This is a genomic window from Pseudoalteromonas sp. ND6B, assembly GCF_000764215.1.
In the GTDB taxonomy this organism is placed as follows: Bacteria; Pseudomonadota; Gammaproteobacteria; order Enterobacterales; family Alteromonadaceae; genus Pseudoalteromonas; species Pseudoalteromonas tetraodonis.
In genome coordinates, this window is sequence record NZ_JQFL01000035.1 from 200,860 (window position 1) to 225,611 (window position 24,752).

Genomic DNA, 24,752 nt, shown 5'->3' on the forward strand with positions numbered 1-24,752 from the left:
AAGTTAAATATTCTGATTTAAAGCCGCCGTTTCATTCTTGATTCTGCGGCTTTTTTAATTCAATAACGCCACTTATCTAAATTACTTGCGCTTGGCTTTTTTTTATAACAAAGTGACAGCGTTGTCATTTGTAGTCATACAAATTATTAAATAGGAGCCAAAATGACAAGGTATAAAGCGCTTGATGCTATGCGGGGGTTAACCATCGCATTAATGATACTGGTAAATACACCGGGTTCGTGGTCCCACGTGTATGCACCTTTACTTCATGCCGATTGGCATGGGTGTACACCAACGGATGTAATTTTTCCGTTTTTCATGTTTATTATTGGCTCTGCGATGTTTTTTTCATTTAAAAAAACCAACAGCACAGCTAATGCAAGCCAAGTGTTACGGCTGATAAAACGAGGAGCAATTATTTTTGCTATTGGCTTAGCGTTAAATATTTATCCCTTTACCACGAGCATTGAAAACTTAAGAATACTGGGCGTATTACAGCGAATAGGCATTGCCTATATTTTAGCGTCTATCTGTGTATTGTTACTCAACAGGCGAGGGGTGATCAGCTTATCGGTTGTTATTTTAATTGCATATTGGTTACTGCTTTTAAGTGTTGGTTCTAATAATGCCTATACACTAGAGAACAACCTGGTTAGATCGGTTGATATAGCGGTATTAGGTGAATCGCATTTGTGGCAAGGTAAAGGATTAGCGTTTGATCCAGAAGGGCTTTTGAGCACCTTACCAAGTGTAGTAAGTGTTGTATTTGGCTTTGAGGTTACCCGTTTACTTACCAGCTCTAGCAGTCAATGGACAAGTATTAAGCGTTTGTTGGTCATTGGGGTTGTTGGTATCGCTTTAGGGCAATTAGGCTCGCTGATTATGCCAATTAATAAATCGCTTTGGACCAGTACCTTCGTTATTTACACCTCAGGGATTGCCTGTATTGTACTGGCCTTTTTTGTGTGGCTTTGCGACATAGTAAAACCCGAACGTCTTGTTAATCCATTAATTGTGTATGGCTCGAATCCGTTGTTTATTTATGTGTTATCGGGTGTGTGGGTAGTGAGCTATTCACTGGTTAATATTGGCGAGCTAAACTTGGGGGATTGGATGTATCAGCAACTCGCTTTAGTTATGAGCACTAAATTGGCATCGTTCACCTTTGCTTTATTACATGTTATTGGCTTTTGGTTAATTTCAAATATGCTTTATAAGCGAAAGATATTTATAAAGATTTAGGACAATAAAAAACCAACCCGTAGGTTGGTTTTTTTATTTAACGTTACAAAGCGTGGCTTAGTACGTTGCGCTGCCTTTAGTACGAGGGAATGCAATTACATCACGTACGTTACCCATACCGGTAACATAAGCAACTAAGCGCTCAAACCCTAAACCAAAGCCAGAGTGTGGCACGCTACCGTATTTACGTAGGTCGCGGTACCAGCTGTAGTCTTCTTTGTTTAAGCCCATTTCGTCAAGGCGTGCATCTAATACATCAAGACGCTCTTCACGTTGTGAACCACCAATGATCTCACCAATGCCAGGTGCTACTACGTCCATAGCCGCAACAGTTTTGCCGTCTTCGTTTTGACGCATGTAAAATGCTTTAATATCGCGCGGGTAGTTTTTAATAACAACCGGTGCTTTAAAGTGTTCTTCTGCTAGGTAACGCTCGTGCTCAGACTGTAAATCTACACCCCATTCAACAGCGTACTCAAATTTCTTGCCACATGCTTTTAGAATTTCTACAGCGTCTGTGTAATCAACTTGTGCGAAGTCTTTTTCAACAAATTCTTCTAAACGGCTAATGGCTGTTTTTTCGATACGTTGAGCAAAAAACTCCATGTCGTCACGGCGTTCTTCTAATACCGCTTTAAACACGTACTTAAGCATGTTTTCAGCCAATTTTGCGATATCTTCTAAATCAGCAAACGCAACTTCTGGCTCTACCATCCAAAATTCAGCTAAGTGGCGAGATGTATTTGAATTCTCTGCACGGAACGTAGGACCAAAGGTGTAAATTTTAGACATAGCTGACGCATATGTTTCACCGTTTAGCTGGCCAGATACCGTTAGGAATGCTTCTTTACCAAAAAAGTCTTCGCTGTAATCAATTTCGCCTTTATCTGTCATTGGCAGGTTTTGCATATCAAGGGTTGATACGCGAAACATTTCACCTGCGCCTTCACAGTCACTGGCTGTGATGATTGGTGTGCTGATCCAGTAAAAACCTTGCTCATGGTAAAAACGATGAATCGCTTGCGCTAAACAGTTACGTACACGCGTTACTGCGCCAATCATATTGGTGCGCGGGCGAAGGTGAGCGTGCTCACGTAAATACTCAATGCTGTGGCGCTTAGCCGACATTGGGTAAGTGTCTGGATTTTCAACCCAACCTAACACAGTCACTGAGTTAGCTTGAATTTCGAAAGATTGCCCTTGTCCTGCTGATTGTACTAATACACCGGTAACCGACACAGAACAGCCTGCTGTTAAGCTTGTAACTTCATCATAATTATTCAGTGAATTAGGAACTACCGCTTGAATAGGATCAAAACACGAACCGTCATGAACGGCTAAAAATGATATTCCTGCTTTTGAATCGCGGCGTGTACGGATCCAGCCTTTAATGGTTACTTGGCTGTCTACCGCAACATTGCCTTTTAATAGCTCTGAAATCGCTAAATGGCTCATCTTCACTCCAATGATATAAGTTGCCTAACTATATAAATTAACTGTGCGTTACTCATGCTTTTTAGCATTTGAGGTCACTGCACTTGAACCTTGTATAATACCTAGTAAAGTAAAATAAAAAAACTGTTGTGGGCAACTCTTTAAAAGTTTTTAGTCATGCGCGGTTTTTTTAACCAGTTTTTAGTGTTAAATGGCTACTATTACCATTTGTTACTCTGAAAATTCATCAATTTGTGGCATTATTAGTAATCAAACCGAATTAACGTTTACCATTAATAAAAAATGGATGCTATGAAACAAGTTTTTATTTTACGAGGACTGCCAGGCAGTGGTAAGTCATATTATGCGCAAAATCTCGCTGACGAATTATCGGGCGCAGATGAAAGCAATTATTTTATTTGCTCAACAGATGATTACTTTGTAAACGAGCAGGGTGAGTATCATTTTGATAAGTTTAAATTATCGCAATACCACAACCTAAACCTAGCACGTTTTATTAACGCGTTAGCACAAGGTATTGAACTGGTTATTGTTGATAACACTAACATTAAAAAATGGGAATTCATTGCCTATTCGCAAGCAGCGATAGCTTTAGGGTATCAAGTAAAAGAAGTGATTGTTGGTGAAGTAAAAGACAAATCAATGCAGCACTTATATGCCAAGCGCAACAGCCATAACATACCGCTTAAAACCATTAGTAAAATGGCCTACATGTTTGAGTGGTAATTATTAAATGTTAGCTAATACGTCTATATCAGCGTGGGTAATGGCATCTAAATGAGCGGTGATTTTTTCACTGCTCCAATCCCACCATGCAATCGCTAAAAGTTGATTGATAGTTGTTTCATTAAAACGCTTTTTTATTACTTTTGCAGGATTACCGGCTACAATGCTATAGGCAGGTACATCATTGGTTACCACAGATTTACTCGCTATGATGGCGCCGCTGCCAATTTTTACCCCCGGCATAATAGTGGCGTTGTAACCAATCCATACATCATTACCTATTTCAGTATTGCCCTTGAAAGGTAAGTCACCTTGTTGAGGAGCAGACTTTTCCCAACCGTTGCCAAATATAAAAAATGGATAAGTAGAAAAGCCGGAGGTTTGATGGTTAGCCCCATTCATTATAAAAGTAACGTCTTTAGCTATGGCGCAAAACTTACCAATAATGAGACGGTCTCCGATAAAATCGAAATGGTAGAGCACATTTTTTTCAAAATGTTCAGGCCCATCAGGGTCGTCGTAATACGTGTAATCACCTACTTCTATATTAGGTGACTTAATAAAGTTTTTTAAATAACCTACTTGAGGAAAACCGTCCATAGGTGATGGATTGTTTGGATTTGGTCCGTTCATGGTTTCCTCTCAAGTAAGATAAATAGGCTACACGCTTTTAAATGCCGCCAATGGGTGAGATGTACTGAGCGAAACATGTACCTTGTCACCTGGGTGTACAACCACCTCATGGCTTACTCGGCTAGTTACCACGGTTTCGCATGCAAGTTTAACCGCGCATAAACGGCTACCGCCTTCAAAGCGTACCCAAATTACTTCACCATTATTACCAATACTGCTTTGTACTAATAATACATCATCTGGACGAAGTAGAACTTCTACCTCACCAGTGTCACAATCAACGCCGTTTGCAGGTACATTACCAATATCAGTAAGCGCTTGGCCGTTATTTAGGGTTCCTTTTATAAAGCTGGCTTCACCTAAAAAGCGGGCCACAAAGCGGTTGTTTGGGGTACTAAAACACTGCTCTGGGGTGTCAATTTGTTGTATTTTACCGCCTTTTAAAACACCCACACGATCGCCCACCGAAAGCGCTTCTTCTTGATCGTGCGTTACCCAAATTGCCGGTACGCCAGCTTCTTTTAATGCGTTACGGATATCCCAACGCAACATATCTTTTAAGGCAGCATCAAGGTTAGATAACGGCTCATCAAGTAATACAAAGTCAGGTTGGTGGGCTAGGGTACGCGCTAATGCTACGCGTTGCTTTTGCCCGCCTGACAGTGTGGCTGGTTTTTTATGCCTAAATGCATCTAAACCAAGAAGTTTTAACCAGTGATCGGCAGGGCTGGTGTCTTTTAATTTAAAACATACGTTTTGTTCAACCGTTAAATGGGGAAACAATGCAAAGTCTTGAAACACCATACCCACGCTGCGTTTTTCAGGCGCCACAGTATGTTTTGGCGTAGCAGTCCATTTAGCCACTTTAATTTCACCGTCGCTAATCGGTAAAAGCCCCGCTAGCGCTTGTAAAATCGTACTTTTTCCGCAACCTGTTGGACCAACAAGCATTAATATTTCGCTTTCACCTAGGGTGAAATTTAAATCGCTAACAACACGGTTACTGCCATAATCTATAGACAACTGACTTACAGATAGCATTTTTTATAAATCCTTAATGTTCAAACTGGTTGCGTTTTTCGCCAGACATCATAATAGCTAAAGCACCCGCAGAAATCACCACCAACAATAAGCCAGGAATAGCAGCACGGCCAAAATAACCAGCTTCATAAACACGCCATAAGTAGGTAGAAAGCGTTTCAAAGCCGGTGGGGCCTAATAAAAGTGTGGCTTCTAATTCACGCATTGACTCTAAAAAGACCAAGGCCCCACCTGCAATAATACCACGCATAGTTAGGGGCAAAGTAATACGCGTAAAGGCTTCGCGCGGGTTTGCGCCTAATACCCGCGCTGATTTTACCAAACTAGGGTCAAGGTGCTCGGTGCTGGTACGCACAGAACCTACCGCAAGTGGTAAAAAACGTAGCATATAAGCAATAATCAATAAGCCCAGCGTTTGATATAAAAAGGGCAGTTGTAAGCCGCCATACACAAGCGCTGTGCCCATAACAATACCCGGAATACCAAAACCAAAGTAAGTAACGCGTTCCATTACTTTACCGGCCTTACCACTTAAAGCCGCATGGGCAACCGGAATGGCAACAATAACCGTAACAATAGCCGCAATGGCTGAAGCGTAAGTTGAATGCCAGGCAATACTAAAATCAAACGAGCTAAAGCCATCACGCACTAACCACAAAGTAAATACTGCTAAAGGTAGGCCAATAGCGAGTAACAAAATAGGTGCAAAGGTGGCAAACATAGCGCCTAGTTGCCATTTTTTAGGGAATAAAATAAGCGAACGACCTTGACGCTCTGAGGCGGTTTTTATTTGTGATTCAATCATTAATAAAAAGCCAACAATCACCATCAGTTGCAGTGACAACATAGCCGCACGGCTTAAGGCAAAAGCATTGTATTCCACATAAATAACACGGGTAAACGTATCTAAGCGCATCATTGCGGGGGTACCAAAGTCAGATAAGGTATACAGCGCAACCAATAATGACCCTGCAGCAATGCCATTTATTACGCGGGGTAAAATAACTTTAAATACGCTTTGCGTCATCGACATACCCAGTGTGCGAGCAGCGTTGACCATACTGGCATCTAAACTAAGTAAAGACGAACGGGTAGTCATCATAACAAACGGAAAAGTATACAAGGTCATGACAATGGCGGCTCCCGTTAAGCCATACATAGAAGGGGTTTCAAAACCAAGTAAGTTGTTTATTTCACCGCCGGGACCAAATGCAGCATAAAGCGTAAAAGCGCCAATGTAACTGGGAATAGCAAGCGGGGCTGCAAACACCACCAGCCAAAACTTTTTAAACGGTAACTGCACATAGGCGCTAATGAATGCCAAGGGCACACCAATTAAAATTGAACCTAATACAGTTAATCCCATTAACGACAGGGTATTGCCTAAAATAGTTAAATTATGGCTATCAAAAAAAGAGCTTGCGTCAGAGGCAAGCGTAATTAAAACAAAAATAGGGGTCAGGGTCACTAGCGCTGCAAGCAGCGCCATTGGGTAAGATGTAGGTATTCGCATTATAAAACGCCGCTGCTGCGCATTAAATCTATAGTTGGGCGTAAATCAGCCAACTGGGTTAAATCAATTTTAGGTGGCGAAATACTGGTTAACTTAGGCAATCCATCGGGTTGAGTAATGCCATTAACCAAAGGGATTTCATAGGCTTCGCTTGCTAAATAACTTTGCACTTCAATGCTAAGTAAATAGCGCATAAAGTTGATTGCCAGTGGGTCTTCAGATAACGATAAAATACCTGAAGCGTTAACTAAACAGCCAGCATCATTTTGCGTAAAGGCTAAATCAAGTTTTGCATCGGGTTTACCTGATTTTAAGCGCAGCGTGTAGTAATGATTGGCAAAACCAATGTCTACTTCACCACGTTCAACGCCCATTACCACACCGAGTTCACCGGCGTAGGTTTTAGAACGTTTTTTAACTTTTTTGAGCCACTTAGCAGTTTTATCATCACCTTCTAAAAGTCGCATAGCAGTAATGAACGATTGAAAAGAAGCATAAGCAGGCGCCCAACCAATACTTAAATCACTGTCGGCTATTTCCATAATGCTTGTTGGAATTTGCTCTTTGGTTAAACGCTCAGTATTAAAAGGCAAAGTACGTATACGACCAGTTACAGGTGCCCATTCATCGTATCTAAATTGTGGCTGTAATTGCGCTGATAAATCACTCGGCATGGGCTTGGCAAGGCCCGCATCGGTAACTAAACCAATAGCGCCCGAATCGACAGCCCAAAATAAGTCGGCACGTTTAACCCCTGCATTTGCTTCGGCAACAATGGTGTTGGCAAGCGCTGCGGTAGGGCCGCGACGAATGGCAAGGTCAAGATCAGGGTTCTTTTTTTGAATGGCTTGTAATACGTTTTCGTATAAGCCACCTTCACCACGGCCTAAATAAAGCGTCAATGCACCTTTTAATTTAGGCAATGTATCAACAGACACGGGGTTTGCAATAGCAATATCAGCGGCAAAAGCGCGTGAAAGCGATAGCGGTAAAGCACCCGCTACCCCTAACGCAGCTAAGCCTTGAATAAAGGTTCTGCGTTTCACTTAAAATACATCCTTACGTGCTTTTTCTGCTTTTTCAATCAGCGTTTGAGCGCGGCTTAGTTTGGTTTGCATATCAACAACCACATCACGAACTTCATCAACACTTTTATTATTAGAAATTGCTTGTGGAAGTGTTACGTTAAAGTCTTTTTCTAGAACTTCTACTAACTTCGCGTCTTGCTCAATTAGTGTACCTTCAACACCTTCAAATAAATGTAGGTAAGTGTCGTGCACTATGTTGGTGGCTTCATCGCTTAAACGTTCTGCGTATTTAGCGACCACTCGGTCTAATTTATGTTTAATTTCGTCGATAGTCGCGCTTTGCGTCATTTCTTTGGTTGCTGTTGCTTTAACGCTATCTAGTAACCCTTTTTGTTGAAACTTAGCCGCCAGTTTAACTGCGCCTAATCCTTGCCATAGGGCATTATTCATTGCTTGTTGTTGTTTGCGTACTTCTAGCGCTGGTTTTTTATTATCGATAGCCATTTTTATGCCATACAAACCTTGCCAAATAGAGGCATAGACAGGCACGTAATTAGTTTCTATTGCGCTGTGGAATTTAACTGATTCCCAGTACTCAACCAAATCATCACTATTAACTGCTTTTGCGCCTTTTTTCTCGTAATCGCTTACCATGGTATCGACTTTAGAGATCATCCATTCAACGTCTTCATTGTAAGTTTTTAAATTAGCTTGAAGGTGATTAACATGCTCACCAATAGGGCCATTAGCAAATACAGGTTGTGCAAAAATCGCAGAGGCGAGTAAAAAACTTGCACTTAATGTCTTGGCAGGCTTAAGTAATATTTTCATAGCAAGTGAGTCCATAAATGTTATTGTAAATGATAGGCATTATCATATCCCTAAAGATCACTCAGATCAACACACTAAATGACAGGTCAGGGCTAAAAATCCCAATGTTTTGGGACGAATAGGCAGCAAACTAATTATTTGCATAAATTTTAACGTAACCCTTAATAATAGTTAACCTATCTATACGTAATGTTTACCTTTTATGGCGTTATAAATAGTATCACATAAAGCGCGAATACTGTTTTTGTCACTTATATACGGTGGCATTAGATAAATTAGCTTACCAAAGGGGCGTATCCATACTCCTTGAGATACAAAATAAGCCTGAATTTTAGCGACATCAATGCTACCAGCCTCTTCTGTAAGCTCTACTACGCCAATAGCTCCTAAAGTACGTACATTCGCCACGGCGCTGAGCGCTTGGCATTTATGCAGCTGCTGTAATTGAGTATTTATTTCGCTGATACGGTGTTGCCAGTTTTGGCTTAGTAATAAATCAATACTGGCGCAGGCAACAGCGCAGGCCAGCGGATTTCCCATAAATGTAGGCCCGTGCATCAAAACCCCAGCTTCTCCTTCGCTGATTCCTGTGGCTATTTTGTCGCTAGTTATGGTTGCCGAAAGGGTCATTGCGCCACCAGTCAGCGCTTTACCTATACACAGTATATCGGGCTCTATATTGGCATGCTCTACAGCAAACAATTTGCCGGTGCGGCCAAATCCGGTGGCAATTTCATCGCAAATAAGCAGCACATCATATTGAGTGCAGAACTTACGCACACAGGCTAAATACTCAGGATGATAAAAATTCATCCCCCCGGCGTTTTGCACAATAGGTTCAATAATAAACGCGGCGACTTGCTGGTGGTGCTTTAAAAAATAGCTTTCGAGTTCATCGGCCTCAGCTTGATTAAACTCACCATTAAACTGGCTAATAGGGGCAGGCACAAAAATATGCTCAGGCAAAAAACCAGCGTACAAACTATGCATAGAATTAATAGGATCGCACACACTCATCGCTGCTAACGTATCGCCATGGTAGCCTTTGAACGGGGTCATTAATTTTTGTTTTGTTGTAACCCCTTGGCTTAACCAATATTGCAGCGCCATTTTTATCGCTACTTCCACACTTACTGAGCCACTGTCGGCTAAAAACACCTTTGTTAATCCCTCTGGCGTTATCGCTACCAGCTTTTTACAGAGCTCTACTGCCGGCTGGTGGGTTATGCCACCAAACATTACATGGCTCATTTTATTTATTTGGGCTTGCATCGCTTCATTTAAAACCGGATGGTTATAGCCGTGAATAGCACTCCACCATGAGGCCATACCGTCAATAAGTTGTTCGCCCGTTTCTAAGTGAATAAGGTTGTGACTTGCATACGTTACGGGGTAAACCGGAATAGGTTGAGTCATTGAGGTGTAGGGGTGCCAAATGTGCTGACGATCAAAATCAAGGTCTATCGTTTGTTTATTAATCATATGTAAACTTTAACTAAGTGGGCTTCGTTGACAATGGTACGGCAATACGTATTCTAAGCCAATAACACCAAGAGCAAAAAATAAAAGAGAGTATTATGGAGCTTGCAACAGTTCGACACGATTGGACCCACAGTGAGGTGAAAGCCTTATTTGAAATGCCATTTAACGATTTATTATTTAAAGCCGCCTCTGTGCATCGCGCTAATTTTAATCCAAACGAAGTACAAATTTCTACGTTGTTATCTATTAAAACCGGTGCCTGCCCAGAAGACTGTAAATATTGCCCGCAATCGGGTCATTACAAAACTGATTTAGAACGCGAGCGCCTCATAGAGGTTGAAAAAGTGGTAGAGCAAGCGCGGTTAGCAAAACAAAAAGGCGCTACCCGTTTTTGTATGGGGGCAGCATGGTCAGATCCAAAAGACAGGGACATGCCATACATTTCGCAAATGGTAAAAGAAGTAAAAGCCCTTGGCCTTGAAACCTGTATGACTTTAGGCATGTTAAATAACGAAAAAGCCCATGCACTGCGTGATGCTGGCCTTGATTACTATAACCACAACCTCGACACCTCACCTGAATACTATGAGCAAATTATATCAACTCGGACATTCCAAGATCGTTTAGACACCATTGGTAATGTGCGAGACGCTGGTATGAAAGTCTGCTCCGGCGGTATTGTCGGTATGGGTGAGCAAGCAAGCGACCGCTATGGCTTATTAATGCAGTTAGCTAATTTACCCCAGCAGCCCGAAAGCGTGCCAATTAATATGCTAGTAAAGGTAAAAGGAACACCGCTTGAAAACGTTGATGACTTAGATCAGTTTGAGTTTATTCGTACCATAGCCACAGCACGTATTATGATGCCCCATAGCTACGTACGTTTATCAGCAGGACGTAATGCAATGAACGAGCAAATGCAATCAATGTGCTTTTTTGCCGGTGCTAACTCTATATTTTATGGTGATAAACTTCTTACTACAGAAAACCCAGAAGCCGATGCCGACATGCAATTAATTAAAAAGCTCGGGATGAACCCAGAAACAGCCGAAGACTATTCTGATGAAGCCGTTGCTGCGTCTTTGTCATCGCAAGTGGCTGATAAAGCAACCGCAGAATTATTTTACGAAGCGTAAAGTGCTCAGTACTATGGTAATGGTTTAAAGTATCGCGTTGAAGGTTAAAGCATTTATGTCATTTGAATTTATAAACACTCATTTAGATGAACGCAAAGCACAACAGCTATTGCGTAAACGCTATGTAGTGCAAAGCGCAACGGCGCGCACTATTACGGTTAATGATAAAACCTACCTTAACTTTGCGAGTAACGATTACTTAGGGTTTGGCGATTCGCCGGTGGAGTTAACCAGTGCGCCATTACTCGGTAGCCACAGTTCAGCATTAGTGACGGGTTATCAACAGCCACAGCAAGCGCTTGAGCAAGCTTTATGCAGTGCTTTGGGTTATGAAGCAGGCATGTTGTTTAATTCGGGCTTTAGCGCAAATAGCAGTGTGATAAAAGCCTTGTTTCAAGATAAAGCGACAGCGCAACACAGTGCGATTTTTCAAGATAAACTCAATCACGCCAGTTTAATTGATGGCGCATTACACGCCAACGCCGCGTTAATACGCTTTAACCATAACGATATAAACCATTTACGCTCACGGCTAGAAAAATCAAAAGCGCGCAATAAGCTCATTGTGTCTGAAGGTGTGTTCTCCATGGATGGTGATACCGCGCCAATTAAAGCGCTATTTACCTTAGCAAAGCAGCATAACGCCTGGCTAATGATAGACGATGCCCATGGTTTTGGTGCTTTAGGAAAATCGGGGCTAGGCAGTTGTGAAGCCTTAATTGCAGCCGACACCTTGCCCGATATTTTAGTGATCACCTTTGGTAAAGCGGTTGCTAGTAGTGGGGCGTGCGTATTAGGTTCGCAGCATTTTATAGATTACATGCTGCAGTTTAATCGTGATTATACCTACTCAACCGCTATGTCGCCGTTTATTGCCTCTCATACTTTGGCGCGTATCAAAAGCATAAGAGACGCCAACGACAAGCGAGCTAAATTAAACGCTAATATTGCGCTGTTTAAACGCCTAGCTAAAGAGCAGCACATTGCGCTAATGGACTCTAACACCGCGATTCAACCAATTGTTTTAGGTTGCGCCGAGCAAACGTTAAAAGCCAGTGAGCAACTAAAGCAGCAGGGCATTTGGCTAACGGCTATTCGCCCGCCAACTGTTTTACACAATACCTCGCGTTTGCGTATTACCTTAAGTGCAGCCCACACCCATGACGATATAAAACAACTCGTTGGTGGTTTACAAAAGGTTATTTCATGATAAGCCCGCAGGCAATTAAAACTAAGCCACTTAATCCCACTACAGTGTATTTAGCGACTCGGGCTTTAAAAAAAACCACAGCGCATAACTTTTCAAAAGCAGCAAACAAGTATAGCCAGCATGCTAATGTGCAAAAACAAGCGGCAAATGATTTATTTAAACTCATTACTGCAAACCCTAAAAAGCTCTGTGTTGACCTAGGGGCAGGGCCGCTTGTTAATACTCAGGCTTTAAGGGCATTATTTGGCCAAGTTGTTGCCATAGATTTAAGTTTTAACATGCTAAAAAGCAGTGATTTAAACACCCCAAAACTGTGCGCCGACATGGATAATTTACCGCTGCAAGCTAACAGTATTGACGTGCTATTTAGTAATTTTGCGCTGCAGTGGTCTGCTAATTTAGAAGCCTTAATGCACTCGCTTTACCAAGCATTAAAACCAGGCGGGCAAGCCTATATTAGTACGGTTGTTGCAGGGTCATTAAACGAAATCAAAACCGCCTTTGAAGTGCTTGATTCACATAATCATATTAATCAGTTTGCAAGCCATAATAATATAAACCAATCGGTCGAAAAGGCCGGGTTTAAGATCAACGTATCAAAAAAAGTCATCTATACCGATCAGCACAGCAGTGCATTAGCGGCTATAAAATCGATTAAAGCCATTGGTGCCACCACACAAAATCATGCAACAAGTCGTCGTGGTTTATTAACTAAATCAGCACTAAAAAAAGTCTGTGATGCCTATCCGCTTGTAAACAATAAAGCCCATGTATCTTACCATGTAGTATTGTTATCATTAGAAAAAGCCCAGTAAAAATAATAAGGCCATGCCATGAACCAGTTTTTTATTACCGGTACCGATACCGACGCCGGTAAAACTCATGTAACCAGTTTGCTGTTAAAGTTACTCGCGCAACATAAAAAGCGCGCCATAGGTTTTAAGCCGATTGCCTCTGGGTGTGAAATGGCGTTTGAGCAGCTCGTAAACGCCGATGCACTAATGCTAATGGAAAGTGCCACAGTCAGCGCTAAATACGACATAATTAACCCATTTGCATTTGAGCCGCCAATAGCTCCCCATATAGCTGCAGAGCATGCGGGACTAAACATAACAGTAGAAAAGCTCAGCATGGCTTATCAACATGTTAAGCAGCAAGGTGCCGATTACCTGTTAACCGAAGGCGCTGGCGGCTGGGCATTACCTATTAATAACAACGAATATTTATACGACTGGGTAAAAGCAGAGCAACTACCCGTAATATTAGTGGTGGGGATGAAACTAGGCTGTATTAATCATGCTTTACTCACTGCTGCACACATGCAAAGCTTAGGGATTAATTGTGTAGGGTGGATTGCAAACCAAGTTGATGCCACTATGGATGAATACCAAGCAAACCTAGATTCACTGAAAACACGTTTACCATTTCCACTGCTTGCCATTAGCCCATACACAGAGCAAACCCCTAAATTAAAAATTTATAAAACCCTGCTTGAAAAATTATCGATAAATCCATAAATAACCCTTGTGTTGCGACATAGTTTGTCACAGAATAGCGCTGACGTTATGACATAGTGTGTCATAACGCAGTGATTGCTCAAAGCCGATCAAACATAGTAAATCGCTCAGCAATAAATGTTATTTTTGGAGAACTCGTATGAAACGTGTATTTTTGTTTTTATTAACTAACCTCGCGGTTATGTTGGTATTAGGTGTGGTGCTTTCAATAATAATGAGTGCGCTGGGCTTAAGCCATCGTAGCCTTGGCGGAATTTTACTAATTGCGACTGTATTTGGTTTTGGTGGATCGTTTATTTCGTTATTTATGTCTAAATGGATCGCCAAAAAATCAACTGGTGCGCAAGTGATCACCCAACCTCGTACCGAAACCGAACAATGGCTGGTAAGCACTGTGGCTGCTCAAGCTAAAAAAGCCGGTATTAACATGCCAGAAGTGGCTATTTACGACAGCCCAGAAATGAACGCGTTTGCAACGGGCCCGAGTAAAAATAATTCGCTGGTGGCGGTAAGTACGGGTTTATTACATAACATGAGCCAAGATCAAGCCGAAGCCGTATTGGCGCACGAAGTATCGCATGTGGCTAATGGCGACATGGTAACGCTCACGCTTATTCAAGGTGTGGTTAATACCTTTGTTATTTTTGCCGCGAAAGTGCTGGCTGGCATTGTTGACAACTTTATCAATAGCGATGAAGAAGAGGGCGGCAGCAGCTGGACTTACTTCTTATTCGATATGTTATTCCAAGTATTATTTGGTGTATTGGCGAGCATAGTGGTTGCCCATTACAGCCGTAAACGTGAATTTGCAGCCGATAACGGCGCAGCTCAGTTGGTTGGCGCAGACAAAATGCGTTCAGCCCTTGAGCGATTAAAGCAAAACCACCCATCGCAATTAGAAGGCTCAATGATGGCCTTTGGTATTGCCAGTGGTAAAGGCATGGCTGAGTTGTTTTCATCTCACCCACCGCTTGATGCACGTATAGACGCACTACGTCGTTAAAAAAATTCAAGTTTTTCACAGTACTTGTAAACAAAAAGCCTGCATTTGCAGGCTTTTTTATGTTTAATGGTTTTTATTGCGATTGAATTATGTCAGTAATGCCCTCTGGCGAGAGTATTTCAATCCAGTAACCGTCTGGGTCTTTAATAAAGGCAAGGCCCTTCATTGAGCCACCGTCTGGCTGTTTTACAAACTCCACATCGTATTTAGCAAAGCGCTCACAGGCAGCGTATACATCGGGCACGCTAATACCAATATGGCCAAAGCCTTTTGGTTCTTCATTACCACTGTGATAACCGCTAAAGCTGTCGTCGTTTTCAGTACCCCAGTTATGGGTAAGTTCAATCAGCGCAGGGCGGCGAAACACCCACTGGGTTTTTTCTTTATTATCGCCTTTTGGCATATCTTGCTCATAGCCTAAAAAGTACAAAGTAAACTCCATACCAGGAAAGTCGTACTTTCCTAATAGTTTCATGCCCAATACGTTTTCATAAAATGCCAGCGACGGTTTTGGATCTTTAATACGCAACATAGTTTGCTGCATCACATAGCCCTCAGTGGCTTGTGCAATTTGCCTTGGAGATTCGTTATAGCTAGACATGAGATAATCCTTAATGAAATGACTGAAAAAACCTTAATGGATTTAAAAAGGCAGGGTATACGCTCATCATAATCAACAGCAGCAAAAATTAAAACCATCGAGCTAAATTACCAAGCATTGAGCTGAGTGTTTTATAAGCGAAAAATGGCATATTTATGGGTGCTGTATATTTATACAGTGTATGGCATTTTGTCCAATATTACTGATCTCCCCCATTTTGGGGTATTTGTGCATTTATGAAGTATGAGCCGAAGTTAACTAGTTGTTTACAGGTGTTTATTTGAGGGCTAAGATAAATGCAATGTAATATATGGACATTTGTCGGTTTATAAAACGACAAATGTCTTAGACAAAATTGTTATGAGTTACCCGTAGATAATTGGAGTATCGATGTTCTTTAAGAATGAAGACAATGCAAAAGTCTTGGCAAGCTTTCTTCGTAAAGCTGAAGCAGCTCATATTGAAGACGAATCAAGAGCTATGCGCTTGTCGATTTCAAGAGAAATAATTGGATACATTTATAAGTCGCCAGAAGGCTGGGAAGAAAGATGCACATTTAATATTAAGCATATTGGTGACCAATTTCTTCAGTGGCTAAGAGATTTCGATCAATCAAAACCAACACATATTGATCATATTTACTGTATGTCCTATAGGTTTCTCTGCGAATTTGATTTTCTTGTGGGGCCGGGTAAAGAACTGAGCATGGAGCTAAGGTCACTTAAAAGTAAAATAGAGCATGACAGTGGAAAAATGGATGACGATGTTAGATCGCAAATAATTTATGCCTCTTATGTTATGCCAGCTAATATTGCAAAAGACTTTATTAATGACGCTAATATTGGTGTATTCAAAGATTTCGAGCAAAAGAAACTCGAAGCTGAAAAACTAAAAGAGCAATGGGATGGAGAAATAACATCAAAAGAATCAGCAGCCAACGCATTAAAAGACAAGTTAGAAGAGTATAAAATCGGATTTAACTTCGTAGGACTATACCAAGGCTTTTCTGCACTGGCTGAAAAGAAGGCTAAAGAGGCTTTTTGGTTATTCTTGTCACTAATTGGAATGGGCTTGCTTATCTTAGCGCCACTGGTTACTGAAATAGTTTTGTCTGTGGTGGGTATTTACAGTGGGAAGCCTTTAGGCATGGAGCACTTGCTTATTCTTATTCCTGTAATTTCCATAGAAATAATTCTTATCTATTTCTTTAGGGTCATACTTTTAAACCATCGGTCGGTCAAAGCCCAGATAATGCAAATTGAACTACGGCAAACGCTTTGCCAATTTATTCAGAGCTACACTGGTTACTCTTCTGAGATGAAAAAGCAAGATTCAAGCGCCTTAGAAAAGTTCGAAAGTCTAATTTTTAGTGGAGTTCTTTCCGATCCAGAAAAATTGCCGAGCACTTTTGATGGTGTTGAGCAGATAGGTAACTTAATCAAGAGTATAAAAAACTCATAACAAAGCATTGCAGCGGACAAGCCGCTGAATGCGGCGTTATGAGTGTAAGGAACACATGTGAATATTTCAGAAGAAGTGGATAAAATTGCAATGCGTAATCTAGAGCACAATAAGTCAAATCTTATCGGCTTAAAGGTTAAGTTGGAAAATTACTTAAAAAATAAAAATACAGGACAATACCTTTCTCACCTGTACAGTAGTGATATAAACGAAGACTGGTTTGAAGCGCAATGTAAGTCAGCTTGCAATCAAATTGAGAAAGTTACTAACGGAGAGTCTAAGTTCAACGAATATTATCAAAATATTCTAACTGAAAACGATCTGGTGCTACTTACCAAAGAATTAATTTCTGACATTTCATTACTTGATCAAATTTCAGGTGGCCGTTTGGCCTTAGACAATCAAGTTAGCCGTGATAACTATCTATCAAGTCATCAATTCTTTCTACATGCGAAGTTTTCATACTTTACCCACAAACACATAGCTGAAACGACTTGTAGAAACTTTAACTTTTCTACAATGCCAACTTTAATACGTCAATCTATCGAAATTAAGTTAAAAAATATGATTGGCTTGGAAAAGGTCGAGAAAGTTGGTGGAGGGTTTAAGTTTGTCCCAATAAATTCTCTACTAGCTTTTTTTGCTAACAATCCTAACTTTATAGAGTTTCCTGTATGTATAGACTTATTGAAAGCAATAAATACATGGACTAATACATTTGTTCACTCTGGTGTCGTTCCTTTTTGCTGGCAAAGTCTAGAAGCAGTTGATTTAATAGAAGGATTATTCTCTATAAAGAGTGATGTGTCTGGTTCGTTGAGTTTGCATGGATTTACATACCTAAAAAGCAACGTAACTATTGAGGATATTCAAGTGGCTTTAAATGAACATTTTAATGCTGAATTCACCTTGAATCAAAGGAGTGTAGAGGGCTGTGTAGTACACTCATAACAAGGCCTTAATAACAAATGGGGTCAAATCTTGACTTCAGACATCAATAGATACGGCAACCTATAAGCTGCTTTTAAAATGCTGGTAGCTTATAAGCTAATTAACCTCTAAGTTAAATTTAAAATAAAAGGATTTTTTATGAAAGGCATTAAACGTATTTGGTTTTGGTTTACGCTAGTTGTGTGCCCATTATTAATTATTTTAGGTGTGGCTACCTTTGCACAGTTATTAGGGCAGTACATGTATTCTCAGCAATTTAGTTTCTCGTCACTATCAAGTTTTCAAATTGCATTTATGGGGGGCGGAATTTGTGCGTTTTCTGTATTTTTAAACACATTAAAAGAGGCAAAAATACGCTTTTTTGCAAAATGAGTTAGTTAATAGGGACAAAGAGAGATTGTTGGTGGGCTCTCCAAGATGTGCTTGGTTTTAAGCCTTTTTTAAAACGGATGTAAAATTAACAGTTATTAAATGGACGATTCAAGGATGAACAAAGGATTATTAAAATCGTGGAATGACGATAAAGGCTTTGGCTTTATTAAATCAAGCACACTGCAACACGATACCTTTATACACATATCATCGCTCAAACATATGAGCCGAAAACCTAAAGTAGGTGACATTATCTATTTTGAGGTTGCAACCGAGCCTAACGGTAAAACCAAAGCTGTAAATTGCCGTATTGAGGGCGTACTCGCACAACCACACATAAAAGCTTCATCAAGGCCGGTTAGAATAAGCAAAACCTCAGGTAAGAACTCACCTTTAATGAAACTTATAACACTTGGTATTATTTTTAGTATTGGTTTTAGTGTGTATAAAACCGGTTTTTTAAATACCAAGCAAACACCAGTCGTAACTAATGCTAACTTAGAGTCATTTATGCCCGCGAGTTCAAGCTCACTTAATAAAACACCACCAACATTTCGTTGTGATGGCCGCCAACATTGTAGCCAAATGACCTCGTATGCAGAGGCATTATTTTTTATTCAACATTGCCCAAATACCAAAATGGACGGGGATAAAGATGGCGAGCCTTGTGAACGGCAGTTTGGAAATAGGTAGTTTTTATATTGGGGTTATTAATAAACTAAAAATTAGTTGATACCTGTTAAGTGGAATACGATTTTTAGTAATACAGTTATAAATAGCTGGTGGATTAAAGCCATTTATCATGGAGATTGTTATGTTTAAAGTAATAATTGGGTGTGCTGTGATATTTTCGTTTGTTTGTATGTTACTCGCCGCCGCACCTTTTACGCCTGCAATATCAGGATCATTTATTATGCTGTTATTTGCTGGGGCTATTGGTTACAAGGGCTACCTGCAATCAAGTTTGATATTGCTGTTAATTAATACGCTGGCGGTTATTGGTAGCCCAGCTACAGATATAGACAACACTGATGCATTACTGTTTTTACCGATATTATTTTCAATCTCATTTGGTGGTGTTTTATTAGGCGTAAGAAAGTTAACTTTAAAACACGTTTTGTAGACGAGAGTTTTGCCCACGTTTGAGGTAAAGCTTTTTGTTATTAAGCGATAAGGTGTAGCAGCGCTTTGCTCCCTTTGTGAAGATAGCCTTTCACATTGTTTGTTTCCTCTAAAAGCAAAGCGTCTGTTATTTCTCCTTGTGAATAAAGCCCTTAAATAGCTATTACAAACTTAAAGTTAAAGCGCTTCAAAAATGGCTGCAATACCTTGCCCGCCGCCAATACACATTGTGACTAACCCAAACTTGCCATTAATTCGTTTGAGTTCGTACAAGCATTTAGTTGATAAAATTGCACCTGTTGCGCCTACAGGGTGCCCTAACGCAATGGCGCCGCCATTCGGGTTTACTTTATGGGCAGGGAAATTTAACTCGTTGGCAACGCACAGTGCTTGCACTGCAAAGGCTTCGTTAGACTCAATTACATCCATATCGTCAATGGTTAAGCCGGTTTTTTCAAATACCTGTTGTACTGCAGGAATAGGGCCGATACCCATTAAAGTAGGATCAACACCCGCTCTGGCATAACCCACTAAACGAGCGAGCGGTTTTAAGCCTTGCTCATTGGCTTTTTGCTCAGACATGAGTACCAACATGGATGCACCATCGTTTATACCTGATGAGCTTGCTGCGGTAACGGTTCCATCTTTTTTAAAGTAGGGCTTTAAAGTGGCAAGTTTTTCGGCTGTGGTATCGGCGCGAACATGTTCGTCGGTGTCAAAAATGTGCGTCCCTTTTCGCGACTTGATTTCTACAGGTACTATTTGCTGTTTAAAATGACCTGCAGCAATGGCTTTTGCAGCTTTATTATGGCTGTTTGCTGCGTACTCGTCTTGCTGCTGACGGCAAATTGAATATTTTTTTGCAATGTTTTCAGCAGTTATTCCCATCGGGTTATTATCCCATGGGTCTTGTAAGGTCGTGGTGAGCTCATCGACCATAGTGCTATTGCCCATTTTTTGCCCCCAGCGATTACTTTCGAGGGTATAGGCAGAGCTACTCATGCTTTCTGCTCCGCCAGCAATGGCTGCATCTACATCACCTAATTGAATTTGTTGTGCCGCTTGTATGATTGCTTCAAGCCCTGAACCACATAAGCGATTAAGCGTTACAGCGTGGCTGCTTATAGGCAACCCAGCATCGAGACCAATGACTCTTGAAAGGTATGCGTCTTTAGGGCCGTTATGAATAACTTTGCCTACCACACATGAACCTACTTGGTTAGGAGATAGTTTAGACCGATTTAGGGCTTCTTTAGCGCACAAAGTGCCAAGCTCAGCTGGGCTAAAATCTTTGAGGCTGCCACCAAAGCTGCCGATAGCGGTACGAACCGCACTGAGTATTACTACGCTGTTGTTTGTATTTTGTGCCATTTTTGTTCTCTTATTATTTTTATAATCACTTTGTGCTGGTGTATGTTTAATAGACTAATGCGATTAATAGTTTTATTAATGCATCAAAGCATAATTTCTCAATAAACTAAAGGCGAGGTTGGTTCAGCTGTATATGTATTTTAATAAAAGGAATAGTAAAGTAGGTAAGTAGTAATAATATTTTTGTTTAAATTTATGAAATAGGGCTCTCATTATGAGAGCCCACAGGTGTTTATAAATCAATCATTTCAATATTAACAACGACATTTTTAAAACCCGCATCTTCAAACTCTTTTTTTAACTTTTCTGCACTTGAGTACTCACTAGATGAAACACTTCGCTTACTTCTTTGGTTAGTGACAATTGGGGTTTCGTCACCAAAGTAAACACTGCCCGCAAATTGGCTTTGTGCATAAAAGTGGCCTGTTAGGGTTGTTTTTTTAGGTCTTAAAACATGGCTTAAATAGTATTGCATTGTTGATAAGCTTGTTTGTTGTATCATCCAAGGCCAATTCCATTTTTTATTCTCACCTGGTATATAGCGGTGTTCCCATTGATACTCAATGCTTTTATCTTGACCTGCCCAACGGCCAATTACAAAATTAGCAGTGTCGTTAGGTCTGTTTTCTGGGTGGGTTAATAAAGCATTGCCTCCCCATCGCATAAAGCCATTTATAGATAGATCATAGGTAATATCAGCATCGAATGCATAAGGATACGATATTGATGATTTAAACAAATCGACCTTTGCATTAAGCTGTGTGTATGCTGGTACATTGGTTCTTGCCTGTACAACTACTCGCTCAGCTTCTGAGCCGCCATTACTTGTTCCCCATGCTTGCTCCGCTGCGATTGTGACTGATAACGAAGTGTCTGATCCGCCAGTAACAGAGGGAGACTTCCATGTATTAGATAATGTAACAGACTCAGAAATACTGTAATCATTGGTTTTAGACCAGTTGGTTGCCGCATCGTATTCAATTGTAACCACTGACATTTGAGCTGCTGACGTGTCATTCACTGCAGGGACTGTTAACGTTTTTATTAGTTCTTTGTCGGCAGCAACAATATCACCTGTTATTTTATATGACTCGTTATCCATCACATATTCAAAGTTAGATACGGTAATAGCTGACTTTTCATCACATCGATAACCATCACAACTGCCACCATTGTAACCTTGTATTTTCCACCCTGAGCCCGTTTTGGTTACCTCCATGTCATCACCCACATAGCTAGAGCGATTTCCACCAACCCACGCAAATCCCATTGTATGGGCAAGGTATGAAAGGGGTTTTATAAACCCCTCTTTTTGATTCACTAAGTCCCATTCAATTTGGCTTTGACTGCCTGGCGATACTTTTACGGGACTTAATGTAGGGATCTCATTAATAGGATCGTTAGGGTAGCACCAAGAATTTGCAGCAGTCCCTTGTTTTATTTCACCTGCGTAGCCAGAACCCATAATAACCCAGCCATTAGCTAATCCCGTTATTTGCCACTTACCCATTTGTTAGTAAGTTCATTTCTGTAGGTTTGCGCTTCAGCCTTTGTAATTAGTCTATTATCAGCTGAGCAAACTCCAGCACCTAAGCTTTCATTTTTAAGTTGATCTGGATAAATTGCAGTTGTATTAGCACTTACAAAACTTGTATGCGACAACAGCAATAGGGGTAATATTTTTTTCATTAAGTTACATCCTTTAAAATTATATTTAAATGAGGTCCTAATTAAATAATCTAATTTTGGACCGATTTTGATTCTAAAGAACTCGCTTTATTTTTATAGAGTGTTATATGAAAGTTGATTTTTCAAAAATATTAGTTGCTTAAGCATTACAAAAATTAATTAAATTATTAATGCTGCGGTAGCTACATTTTGATTCCTTTGAGAGAGTGCTCTAAAAAATCAATTAAATAGCGTGTGCTTTTTGGAATTAATTTATCAGGCCATATCAGGTTTACATCTCGCTTTATGGGTTTGAATTGCGTTAATACTTCAACCAAGCTTTCGTCTTTTATATGCGGTAATAAACAATATTTAGGGCCATAATATACACCTCTTCCTTCAATAGCAGCTAAGGCACACATTTCTATATCGTTAGAAATAAAGTTAGGTTGAGGTTTAAAAATTACCTGTTCATTTTTATTTGTTTTAAAGGACCAGTTTTCGAATGGCGAGCACGATATGTGGGGTAGTTTAGCTAAATCGTCAAAATTACTTGGTATGCCATATTGCTCAATTAAACTCGATGAACAAGCTAAAACAAAACTCATTTGGTTAATAACTTTACATATATTTTGTGAGCTATCTAGTTTTCCAATTCTAATGGCTAAATCAAACTCGGTGGCTTTTAAATCAAGGCGTTCATCCGATAGCATCATATGAATTTTAATATTTGGATAAAGTAATGTGAATTGATTTATAACGCCTGAGAAGTACACACTCTTTATAAAGTTTTGCGGCGCTATTAGTTTAATTTTACTCACTTTATTTTCACTGAAATTCTTAAAATTGCACAGCGTAGTTTGTAAACCTTCTACATGGGCTAGGCAGTGGCTATAAAAACTCTTTCCAGGTTCTGTTAATCGCAAACTTCCTTTTTCACGATAAAACAACGCTAACGATAAGTCTTCTTCAAGTTTTTTTATTTTTCTTTGTAAAGTGGGTAAAGGAATATTTAACTTTACTGACGCTTCATTAAATGTTTTGTAATGATTTACTTTTATAAAAAGCGCGATGATATCAAGCAAGGTAAATCTCCCGTATAAATTTAAGACATGAAATTGTATTTAGTACTTAATAATTAGTTAAAGTTATAAAACTAATTATTTAATTAAAGCACTCATTAGTCCCTTTTGTGGCAACAAAAAATTTACCTTTGTATTAGAACATTTAATAAATTATTGTGAGCGAAGGTGTACTTACTTGAGGTATTAGTAATTAAAGATTCTGCAAATAACGCGTTTTTTAAAATAAAAACTCAGTAGAAACAATGCGTAACATTTTACGATACGTTTTAATAGACAAACAATAAACGAGTATTTACGCTAGACACACTTTTTTGGTGAATAATCATGATGCATAGGATCTGATTACCTAAATGGAATTTGCCACGATAAATCAACAGAACTGAAGGTATTAAAGATGAATGTGTTTATAAAATGGTTGATTTTAGCTGCATTAATTATTGCTGCTATTGGCTGTTATTCTTATGGTAGCACTACTGGCTTATTTATTTTTATTATTGCGGGCTTTGTTTTTGAAATGGCATTTTGGTTTAAGGTGTTTCCTATAAAAAGAAATCATCATGATAGGAAGCCTATTTAACCGTCTTAAAAAATGAATTGTTTAAGTGGGCTTGCAGCTTTGAGAATAGAATAAATAATTAGTCTGCTATTACTTTGCTTAAATATTAGAAAGACTGCAATTTTTGCAGCCTTTTGGTTTTTTAAACTCAGTGGGTAACTCTATCGCCCCAAATGTCTTCTAGGCGACTATCACGGCCACAACGCCAGCGATAGGTGTTATAAAGAATAGGATTATTTTTGTAATAATCTTGGTGATAACTTTCATCGCCCTTTATAGGGTAAAAGGTTTTAGCATCAAGAATAGGGGTTACTACCGTTTGCTCAGGAAATTCGTTAACTACCGCTTGTTTAGATTGCTTAGCTAATTGTCGCTGTTGCTCATTAGCAACAAAAATCGCACTACGGTAGCTTGGGCCTTTATCACAAAACTGACCTTTTGCGTCAAAAGGATCAATATTCACCCAGTAATGGTTTAAAATATCTTGATAGCTTAATACATTAGTGTTGTAGGTAACCAGCACAGCTTCGTAGTGGCCTTGGTGATTACCATTGTAGGTTGGATTTTTAAGTTCACCACCAGTAAACCCTGAGATCACATTGGTTACACCTTCGAGTTTTTCAAAGTCACTTTCCATACACCAAAAACAGCCACCGGCTAAAATAGCTTGTTCGGTTTTAGCGTATGTTAATGAGCTAAACAAAATCCCCATAGAGGTCAATGCTAGCGCTAATGTGTGTTTCATAAA

26 protein-coding genes are annotated in these 24,752 nt (G+C 40.0%); 13 read left to right on the forward strand and 13 right to left on the reverse strand.

The features are described from left to right. The first annotated feature begins 162 nt into the window (after positions 1 to 162). Positions 163 to 1,242, forward strand: a complete 1,080-nt coding sequence (locus ND6B_RS10100) for an acyltransferase family protein (RefSeq protein ID WP_033103417.1) — start codon at positions 163 to 165, stop codon at positions 1,240 to 1,242. Between the two features lie 57 nt (positions 1,243 to 1,299). On the opposite strand, the gene asnS is transcribed toward ND6B_RS10100, so the two are convergent. After that, positions 1,300 to 2,697 (reverse strand): asparagine--tRNA ligase, encoded by a 1,398-nt coding sequence (gene asnS / locus ND6B_RS10095; protein WP_013464983.1) that lies wholly within the window; start codon positions 2,695 to 2,697, stop codon positions 1,300 to 1,302. Positions 2,698 to 2,988: 291 nt separating this feature from the next. Between asnS and ND6B_RS10090 the strand changes: the two genes are divergently transcribed. Continuing rightward, positions 2,989 to 3,423 (forward strand): AAA family ATPase, encoded by a 435-nt coding sequence (locus ND6B_RS10090; protein ID WP_013464982.1) that lies wholly within the window; start codon positions 2,989 to 2,991, stop codon positions 3,421 to 3,423. A gap of 3 nt (positions 3,424 to 3,426) precedes the next feature. Here ND6B_RS10090 and ND6B_RS10085 read toward each other — a convergent pair whose 3' ends face one another. From ND6B_RS10085 to bioA, 6 genes are all read right to left on the reverse strand, one after another. Continuing rightward, on the reverse strand, positions 3,427 to 4,056 hold the full coding sequence (locus ND6B_RS10085; protein WP_033103418.1) for a Vat family streptogramin A O-acetyltransferase: 630 nt from the start codon (positions 4,054 to 4,056) through the stop codon (positions 3,427 to 3,429). Between the two features lie 27 nt (positions 4,057 to 4,083). Continuing rightward, a complete protein-coding gene (locus ND6B_RS10080) occupies positions 4,084 to 5,097 on the reverse strand; it encodes an ABC transporter ATP-binding protein (protein WP_033103419.1) in 1,014 nt (337 codons plus the stop codon). A 13-nt stretch (positions 5,098 to 5,110) separates the two neighbouring features. Then, a complete protein-coding gene (locus ND6B_RS10075; protein ID WP_024602540.1) occupies positions 5,111 to 6,610 on the reverse strand; it encodes an ABC transporter permease in 1,500 nt (499 codons plus the stop codon). After that, the gene (locus tag ND6B_RS10070) at positions 6,610 to 7,656 is read right to left on the reverse strand and encodes an extracellular solute-binding protein (RefSeq protein WP_033103420.1); all 1,047 of its coding nucleotides are present in this window, start codon (positions 7,654 to 7,656) and stop codon (positions 6,610 to 6,612) included. The genes ND6B_RS10075 and ND6B_RS10070 overlap by 1 nt, the downstream gene beginning before the upstream one ends. Further along, a complete protein-coding gene (locus ND6B_RS10065; RefSeq protein WP_013464977.1) occupies positions 7,657 to 8,469 on the reverse strand; it encodes a hypothetical protein in 813 nt (270 codons plus the stop codon). It abuts the gene before it with no gap. Positions 8,470 to 8,649: 180 nt separating this feature from the next. Next, positions 8,650 to 9,951: an adenosylmethionine--8-amino-7-oxononanoate transaminase gene (gene bioA / locus ND6B_RS10060; protein WP_033103421.1), complete on the reverse strand. Its 1,302-nt coding sequence runs from the start codon at positions 9,949 to 9,951 to the stop codon at positions 8,650 to 8,652. A 95-nt stretch (positions 9,952 to 10,046) separates the two neighbouring features. Between bioA and bioB the strand changes: the two genes are divergently transcribed. The 5 genes from bioB (at position 10,047) to htpX (ending at position 14,817) form a co-directional block, all read left to right on the forward strand. After that, complete coding sequence (gene bioB / locus ND6B_RS10055) at positions 10,047 to 11,087, forward strand: biotin synthase BioB (protein WP_033103422.1); 1,041 nt, start codon at positions 10,047 to 10,049, stop codon at positions 11,085 to 11,087. Positions 11,088 to 11,142: 55 nt separating this feature from the next. Continuing rightward, positions 11,143 to 12,297 (forward strand): aminotransferase class I/II-fold pyridoxal phosphate-dependent enzyme, encoded by a 1,155-nt coding sequence (locus tag ND6B_RS10050; RefSeq protein ID WP_033103423.1) that lies wholly within the window; start codon positions 11,143 to 11,145, stop codon positions 12,295 to 12,297. Next, positions 12,294 to 13,112, forward strand: coding sequence for a methyltransferase domain-containing protein (locus tag ND6B_RS10045; protein ID WP_033103424.1), 819 nt, complete (start codon positions 12,294 to 12,296; stop codon positions 13,110 to 13,112). Before ND6B_RS10050 ends, ND6B_RS10045 begins: the two co-directional genes overlap by 4 nt. An 18-nt stretch (positions 13,113 to 13,130) precedes the next feature. Further along, on the forward strand, positions 13,131 to 13,814 hold the full coding sequence (bioD, locus tag ND6B_RS10040) for a dethiobiotin synthase (RefSeq protein WP_033103425.1): 684 nt from the start codon (positions 13,131 to 13,133) through the stop codon (positions 13,812 to 13,814). Positions 13,815 to 13,953: 139 nt separating this feature from the next. Then, positions 13,954 to 14,817 carry a protease HtpX gene (htpX, locus tag ND6B_RS10035; protein ID WP_033103426.1) on the forward strand — a complete coding sequence of 288 codons (864 nt, stop codon included), beginning with the start codon at positions 13,954 to 13,956 and terminating at the stop codon, positions 14,815 to 14,817. Between the two features lie 73 nt (positions 14,818 to 14,890). On the opposite strand, the gene gloA is transcribed toward htpX, so the two are convergent. Continuing rightward, on the reverse strand, positions 14,891 to 15,418 hold the full coding sequence (gloA, locus tag ND6B_RS10030) for a lactoylglutathione lyase (RefSeq protein ID WP_033103427.1): 528 nt from the start codon (positions 15,416 to 15,418) through the stop codon (positions 14,891 to 14,893). Between the two features lie 390 nt (positions 15,419 to 15,808). On the opposite strand from gloA, the gene ND6B_RS10025 reads away from it, so the two are divergent. The 5 genes from ND6B_RS10025 (at position 15,809) to ND6B_RS10005 (ending at position 19,325) form a co-directional block, all read left to right on the forward strand. After that, positions 15,809 to 16,879 carry a hypothetical protein gene (locus ND6B_RS10025; RefSeq protein ID WP_033103428.1) on the forward strand — a complete coding sequence of 357 codons (1,071 nt, stop codon included), beginning with the start codon at positions 15,809 to 15,811 and terminating at the stop codon, positions 16,877 to 16,879. A 57-nt stretch (positions 16,880 to 16,936) separates the two neighbouring features. Next, complete coding sequence (locus tag ND6B_RS10020) at positions 16,937 to 17,830, forward strand: hypothetical protein (protein ID WP_033103429.1); 894 nt, start codon at positions 16,937 to 16,939, stop codon at positions 17,828 to 17,830. 138 nt (positions 17,831 to 17,968) lie between these two features. Then, positions 17,969 to 18,202, forward strand: a complete 234-nt coding sequence (locus tag ND6B_RS10015; protein WP_033103430.1) for a hypothetical protein — start codon at positions 17,969 to 17,971, stop codon at positions 18,200 to 18,202. Between the two features lie 114 nt (positions 18,203 to 18,316). Further along, the gene (locus tag ND6B_RS10010) at positions 18,317 to 18,895 is read left to right on the forward strand and encodes a cold shock domain-containing protein (RefSeq protein WP_033103431.1); all 579 of its coding nucleotides are present in this window, start codon (positions 18,317 to 18,319) and stop codon (positions 18,893 to 18,895) included. 121 nt (positions 18,896 to 19,016) lie between these two features. Then, positions 19,017 to 19,325, forward strand: coding sequence for a DUF6419 family natural product biosynthesis protein (locus tag ND6B_RS10005; RefSeq protein ID WP_033103495.1), 309 nt, complete (start codon positions 19,017 to 19,019; stop codon positions 19,323 to 19,325). 176 nt (positions 19,326 to 19,501) lie between these two features. Here the strand turns inward: ND6B_RS10005 and ND6B_RS10000 are convergent, their stop codons facing one another. From ND6B_RS10000 to ND6B_RS09990, 4 genes are all read right to left on the reverse strand, one after another. Further along, a complete protein-coding gene (locus tag ND6B_RS10000; RefSeq protein WP_033103432.1) occupies positions 19,502 to 20,695 on the reverse strand; it encodes an acetyl-CoA C-acyltransferase family protein in 1,194 nt (397 codons plus the stop codon). 232 nt (positions 20,696 to 20,927) lie between these two features. Continuing rightward, complete coding sequence (locus tag ND6B_RS19610; protein ID WP_235420468.1) at positions 20,928 to 22,205, reverse strand: aerolysin family beta-barrel pore-forming toxin; 1,278 nt, start codon at positions 22,203 to 22,205, stop codon at positions 20,928 to 20,930. Next, on the reverse strand, positions 22,187 to 22,384 hold the full coding sequence (locus ND6B_RS20370) for a hypothetical protein (protein ID WP_235420469.1): 198 nt from the start codon (positions 22,382 to 22,384) through the stop codon (positions 22,187 to 22,189). The genes ND6B_RS19610 and ND6B_RS20370 overlap by 19 nt, the downstream gene beginning before the upstream one ends. Positions 22,385 to 22,566: 182 nt before the next feature. Next, positions 22,567 to 23,448 (reverse strand): LysR family transcriptional regulator, encoded by an 882-nt coding sequence (locus ND6B_RS09990; protein WP_033103433.1) that lies wholly within the window; start codon positions 23,446 to 23,448, stop codon positions 22,567 to 22,569. Positions 23,449 to 23,842: 394 nt separating this feature from the next. On the opposite strand from ND6B_RS09990, the gene ND6B_RS09985 reads away from it, so the two are divergent. Continuing rightward, positions 23,843 to 24,025 (forward strand): hypothetical protein, encoded by a 183-nt coding sequence (locus ND6B_RS09985; protein ID WP_033103434.1) that lies wholly within the window; start codon positions 23,843 to 23,845, stop codon positions 24,023 to 24,025. Between the two features lie 127 nt (positions 24,026 to 24,152). Here the strand turns inward: ND6B_RS09985 and msrA are convergent, their stop codons facing one another. Then, positions 24,153 to 24,749 (reverse strand): peptide-methionine (S)-S-oxide reductase MsrA, encoded by a 597-nt coding sequence (msrA, locus tag ND6B_RS09980; protein ID WP_033103435.1) that lies wholly within the window; start codon positions 24,747 to 24,749, stop codon positions 24,153 to 24,155. Between the last annotated feature and the right edge of the window lie 3 nt (positions 24,750 to 24,752).

Bases quoted from the DNA above. Each gene is read 5' to 3' on its own strand.
- ND6B_RS10015 (WP_033103430.1), top strand. From the start codon at position 17,969: ATGAAAGGCATTAAACGTATTTGGTTTTGGTTTACGCTAGTTGTGTGC.
- bioD (WP_033103425.1), top strand. From the start codon at position 13,131: ATGAACCAGTTTTTTATTACCGGTACCGATACCGACGCCGGTAAAACT.
- ND6B_RS19610 (WP_235420468.1), bottom strand. From the start codon at position 22,205: ATGGGTAAGTGGCAAATAACGGGATTAGCTAATGGCTGGGTTATTATG.
- ND6B_RS10050 (WP_033103423.1), top strand. From the start codon at position 11,143: ATGTCATTTGAATTTATAAACACTCATTTAGATGAACGCAAAGCACAA.
- ND6B_RS20370 (WP_235420469.1), bottom strand. From the start codon at position 22,384: ATGAAAAAAATATTACCCCTATTGCTGTTGTCGCATACAAGTTTTGTA.
- bioA (WP_033103421.1), bottom strand. From the start codon at position 9,951: ATGATTAATAAACAAACGATAGACCTTGATTTTGATCGTCAGCACATT.
- ND6B_RS09985 (WP_033103434.1), top strand. From the start codon at position 23,843: ATGAATGTGTTTATAAAATGGTTGATTTTAGCTGCATTAATTATTGCT.
- htpX (WP_033103426.1), top strand. From the start codon at position 13,954: ATGAAACGTGTATTTTTGTTTTTATTAACTAACCTCGCGGTTATGTTG.
- ND6B_RS10075 (WP_024602540.1), bottom strand. From the start codon at position 6,610: ATGCGAATACCTACATCTTACCCAATGGCGCTGCTTGCAGCGCTAGTG.
- asnS (WP_013464983.1), bottom strand. From the start codon at position 2,697: ATGAGCCATTTAGCGATTTCAGAGCTATTAAAAGGCAATGTTGCGGTA.
- bioB (WP_033103422.1), top strand. From the start codon at position 10,047: ATGGAGCTTGCAACAGTTCGACACGATTGGACCCACAGTGAGGTGAAA.
- ND6B_RS10100 (WP_033103417.1), top strand. From the start codon at position 163: ATGACAAGGTATAAAGCGCTTGATGCTATGCGGGGGTTAACCATCGCA.
- ND6B_RS10025 (WP_033103428.1), top strand. From the start codon at position 15,809: ATGTTCTTTAAGAATGAAGACAATGCAAAAGTCTTGGCAAGCTTTCTT.
- gloA (WP_033103427.1), bottom strand. From the start codon at position 15,418: ATGTCTAGCTATAACGAATCTCCAAGGCAAATTGCACAAGCCACTGAG.
- ND6B_RS10090 (WP_013464982.1), top strand. From the start codon at position 2,989: ATGAAACAAGTTTTTATTTTACGAGGACTGCCAGGCAGTGGTAAGTCA.
- ND6B_RS10000 (WP_033103432.1), bottom strand. From the start codon at position 20,695: ATGGCACAAAATACAAACAACAGCGTAGTAATACTCAGTGCGGTTCGT.
- ND6B_RS10085 (WP_033103418.1), bottom strand. From the start codon at position 4,056: ATGAACGGACCAAATCCAAACAATCCATCACCTATGGACGGTTTTCCT.
- msrA (WP_033103435.1), bottom strand. From the start codon at position 24,749: ATGAAACACACATTAGCGCTAGCATTGACCTCTATGGGGATTTTGTTT.
- ND6B_RS10005 (WP_033103495.1), top strand. From the start codon at position 19,017: ATGTTTAAAGTAATAATTGGGTGTGCTGTGATATTTTCGTTTGTTTGT.
- ND6B_RS10045 (WP_033103424.1), top strand. From the start codon at position 12,294: ATGATAAGCCCGCAGGCAATTAAAACTAAGCCACTTAATCCCACTACA.
- ND6B_RS10010 (WP_033103431.1), top strand. From the start codon at position 18,317: ATGAACAAAGGATTATTAAAATCGTGGAATGACGATAAAGGCTTTGGC.
- ND6B_RS10065 (WP_013464977.1), bottom strand. From the start codon at position 8,469: ATGAAAATATTACTTAAGCCTGCCAAGACATTAAGTGCAAGTTTTTTA.
- ND6B_RS10080 (WP_033103419.1), bottom strand. From the start codon at position 5,097: ATGCTATCTGTAAGTCAGTTGTCTATAGATTATGGCAGTAACCGTGTT.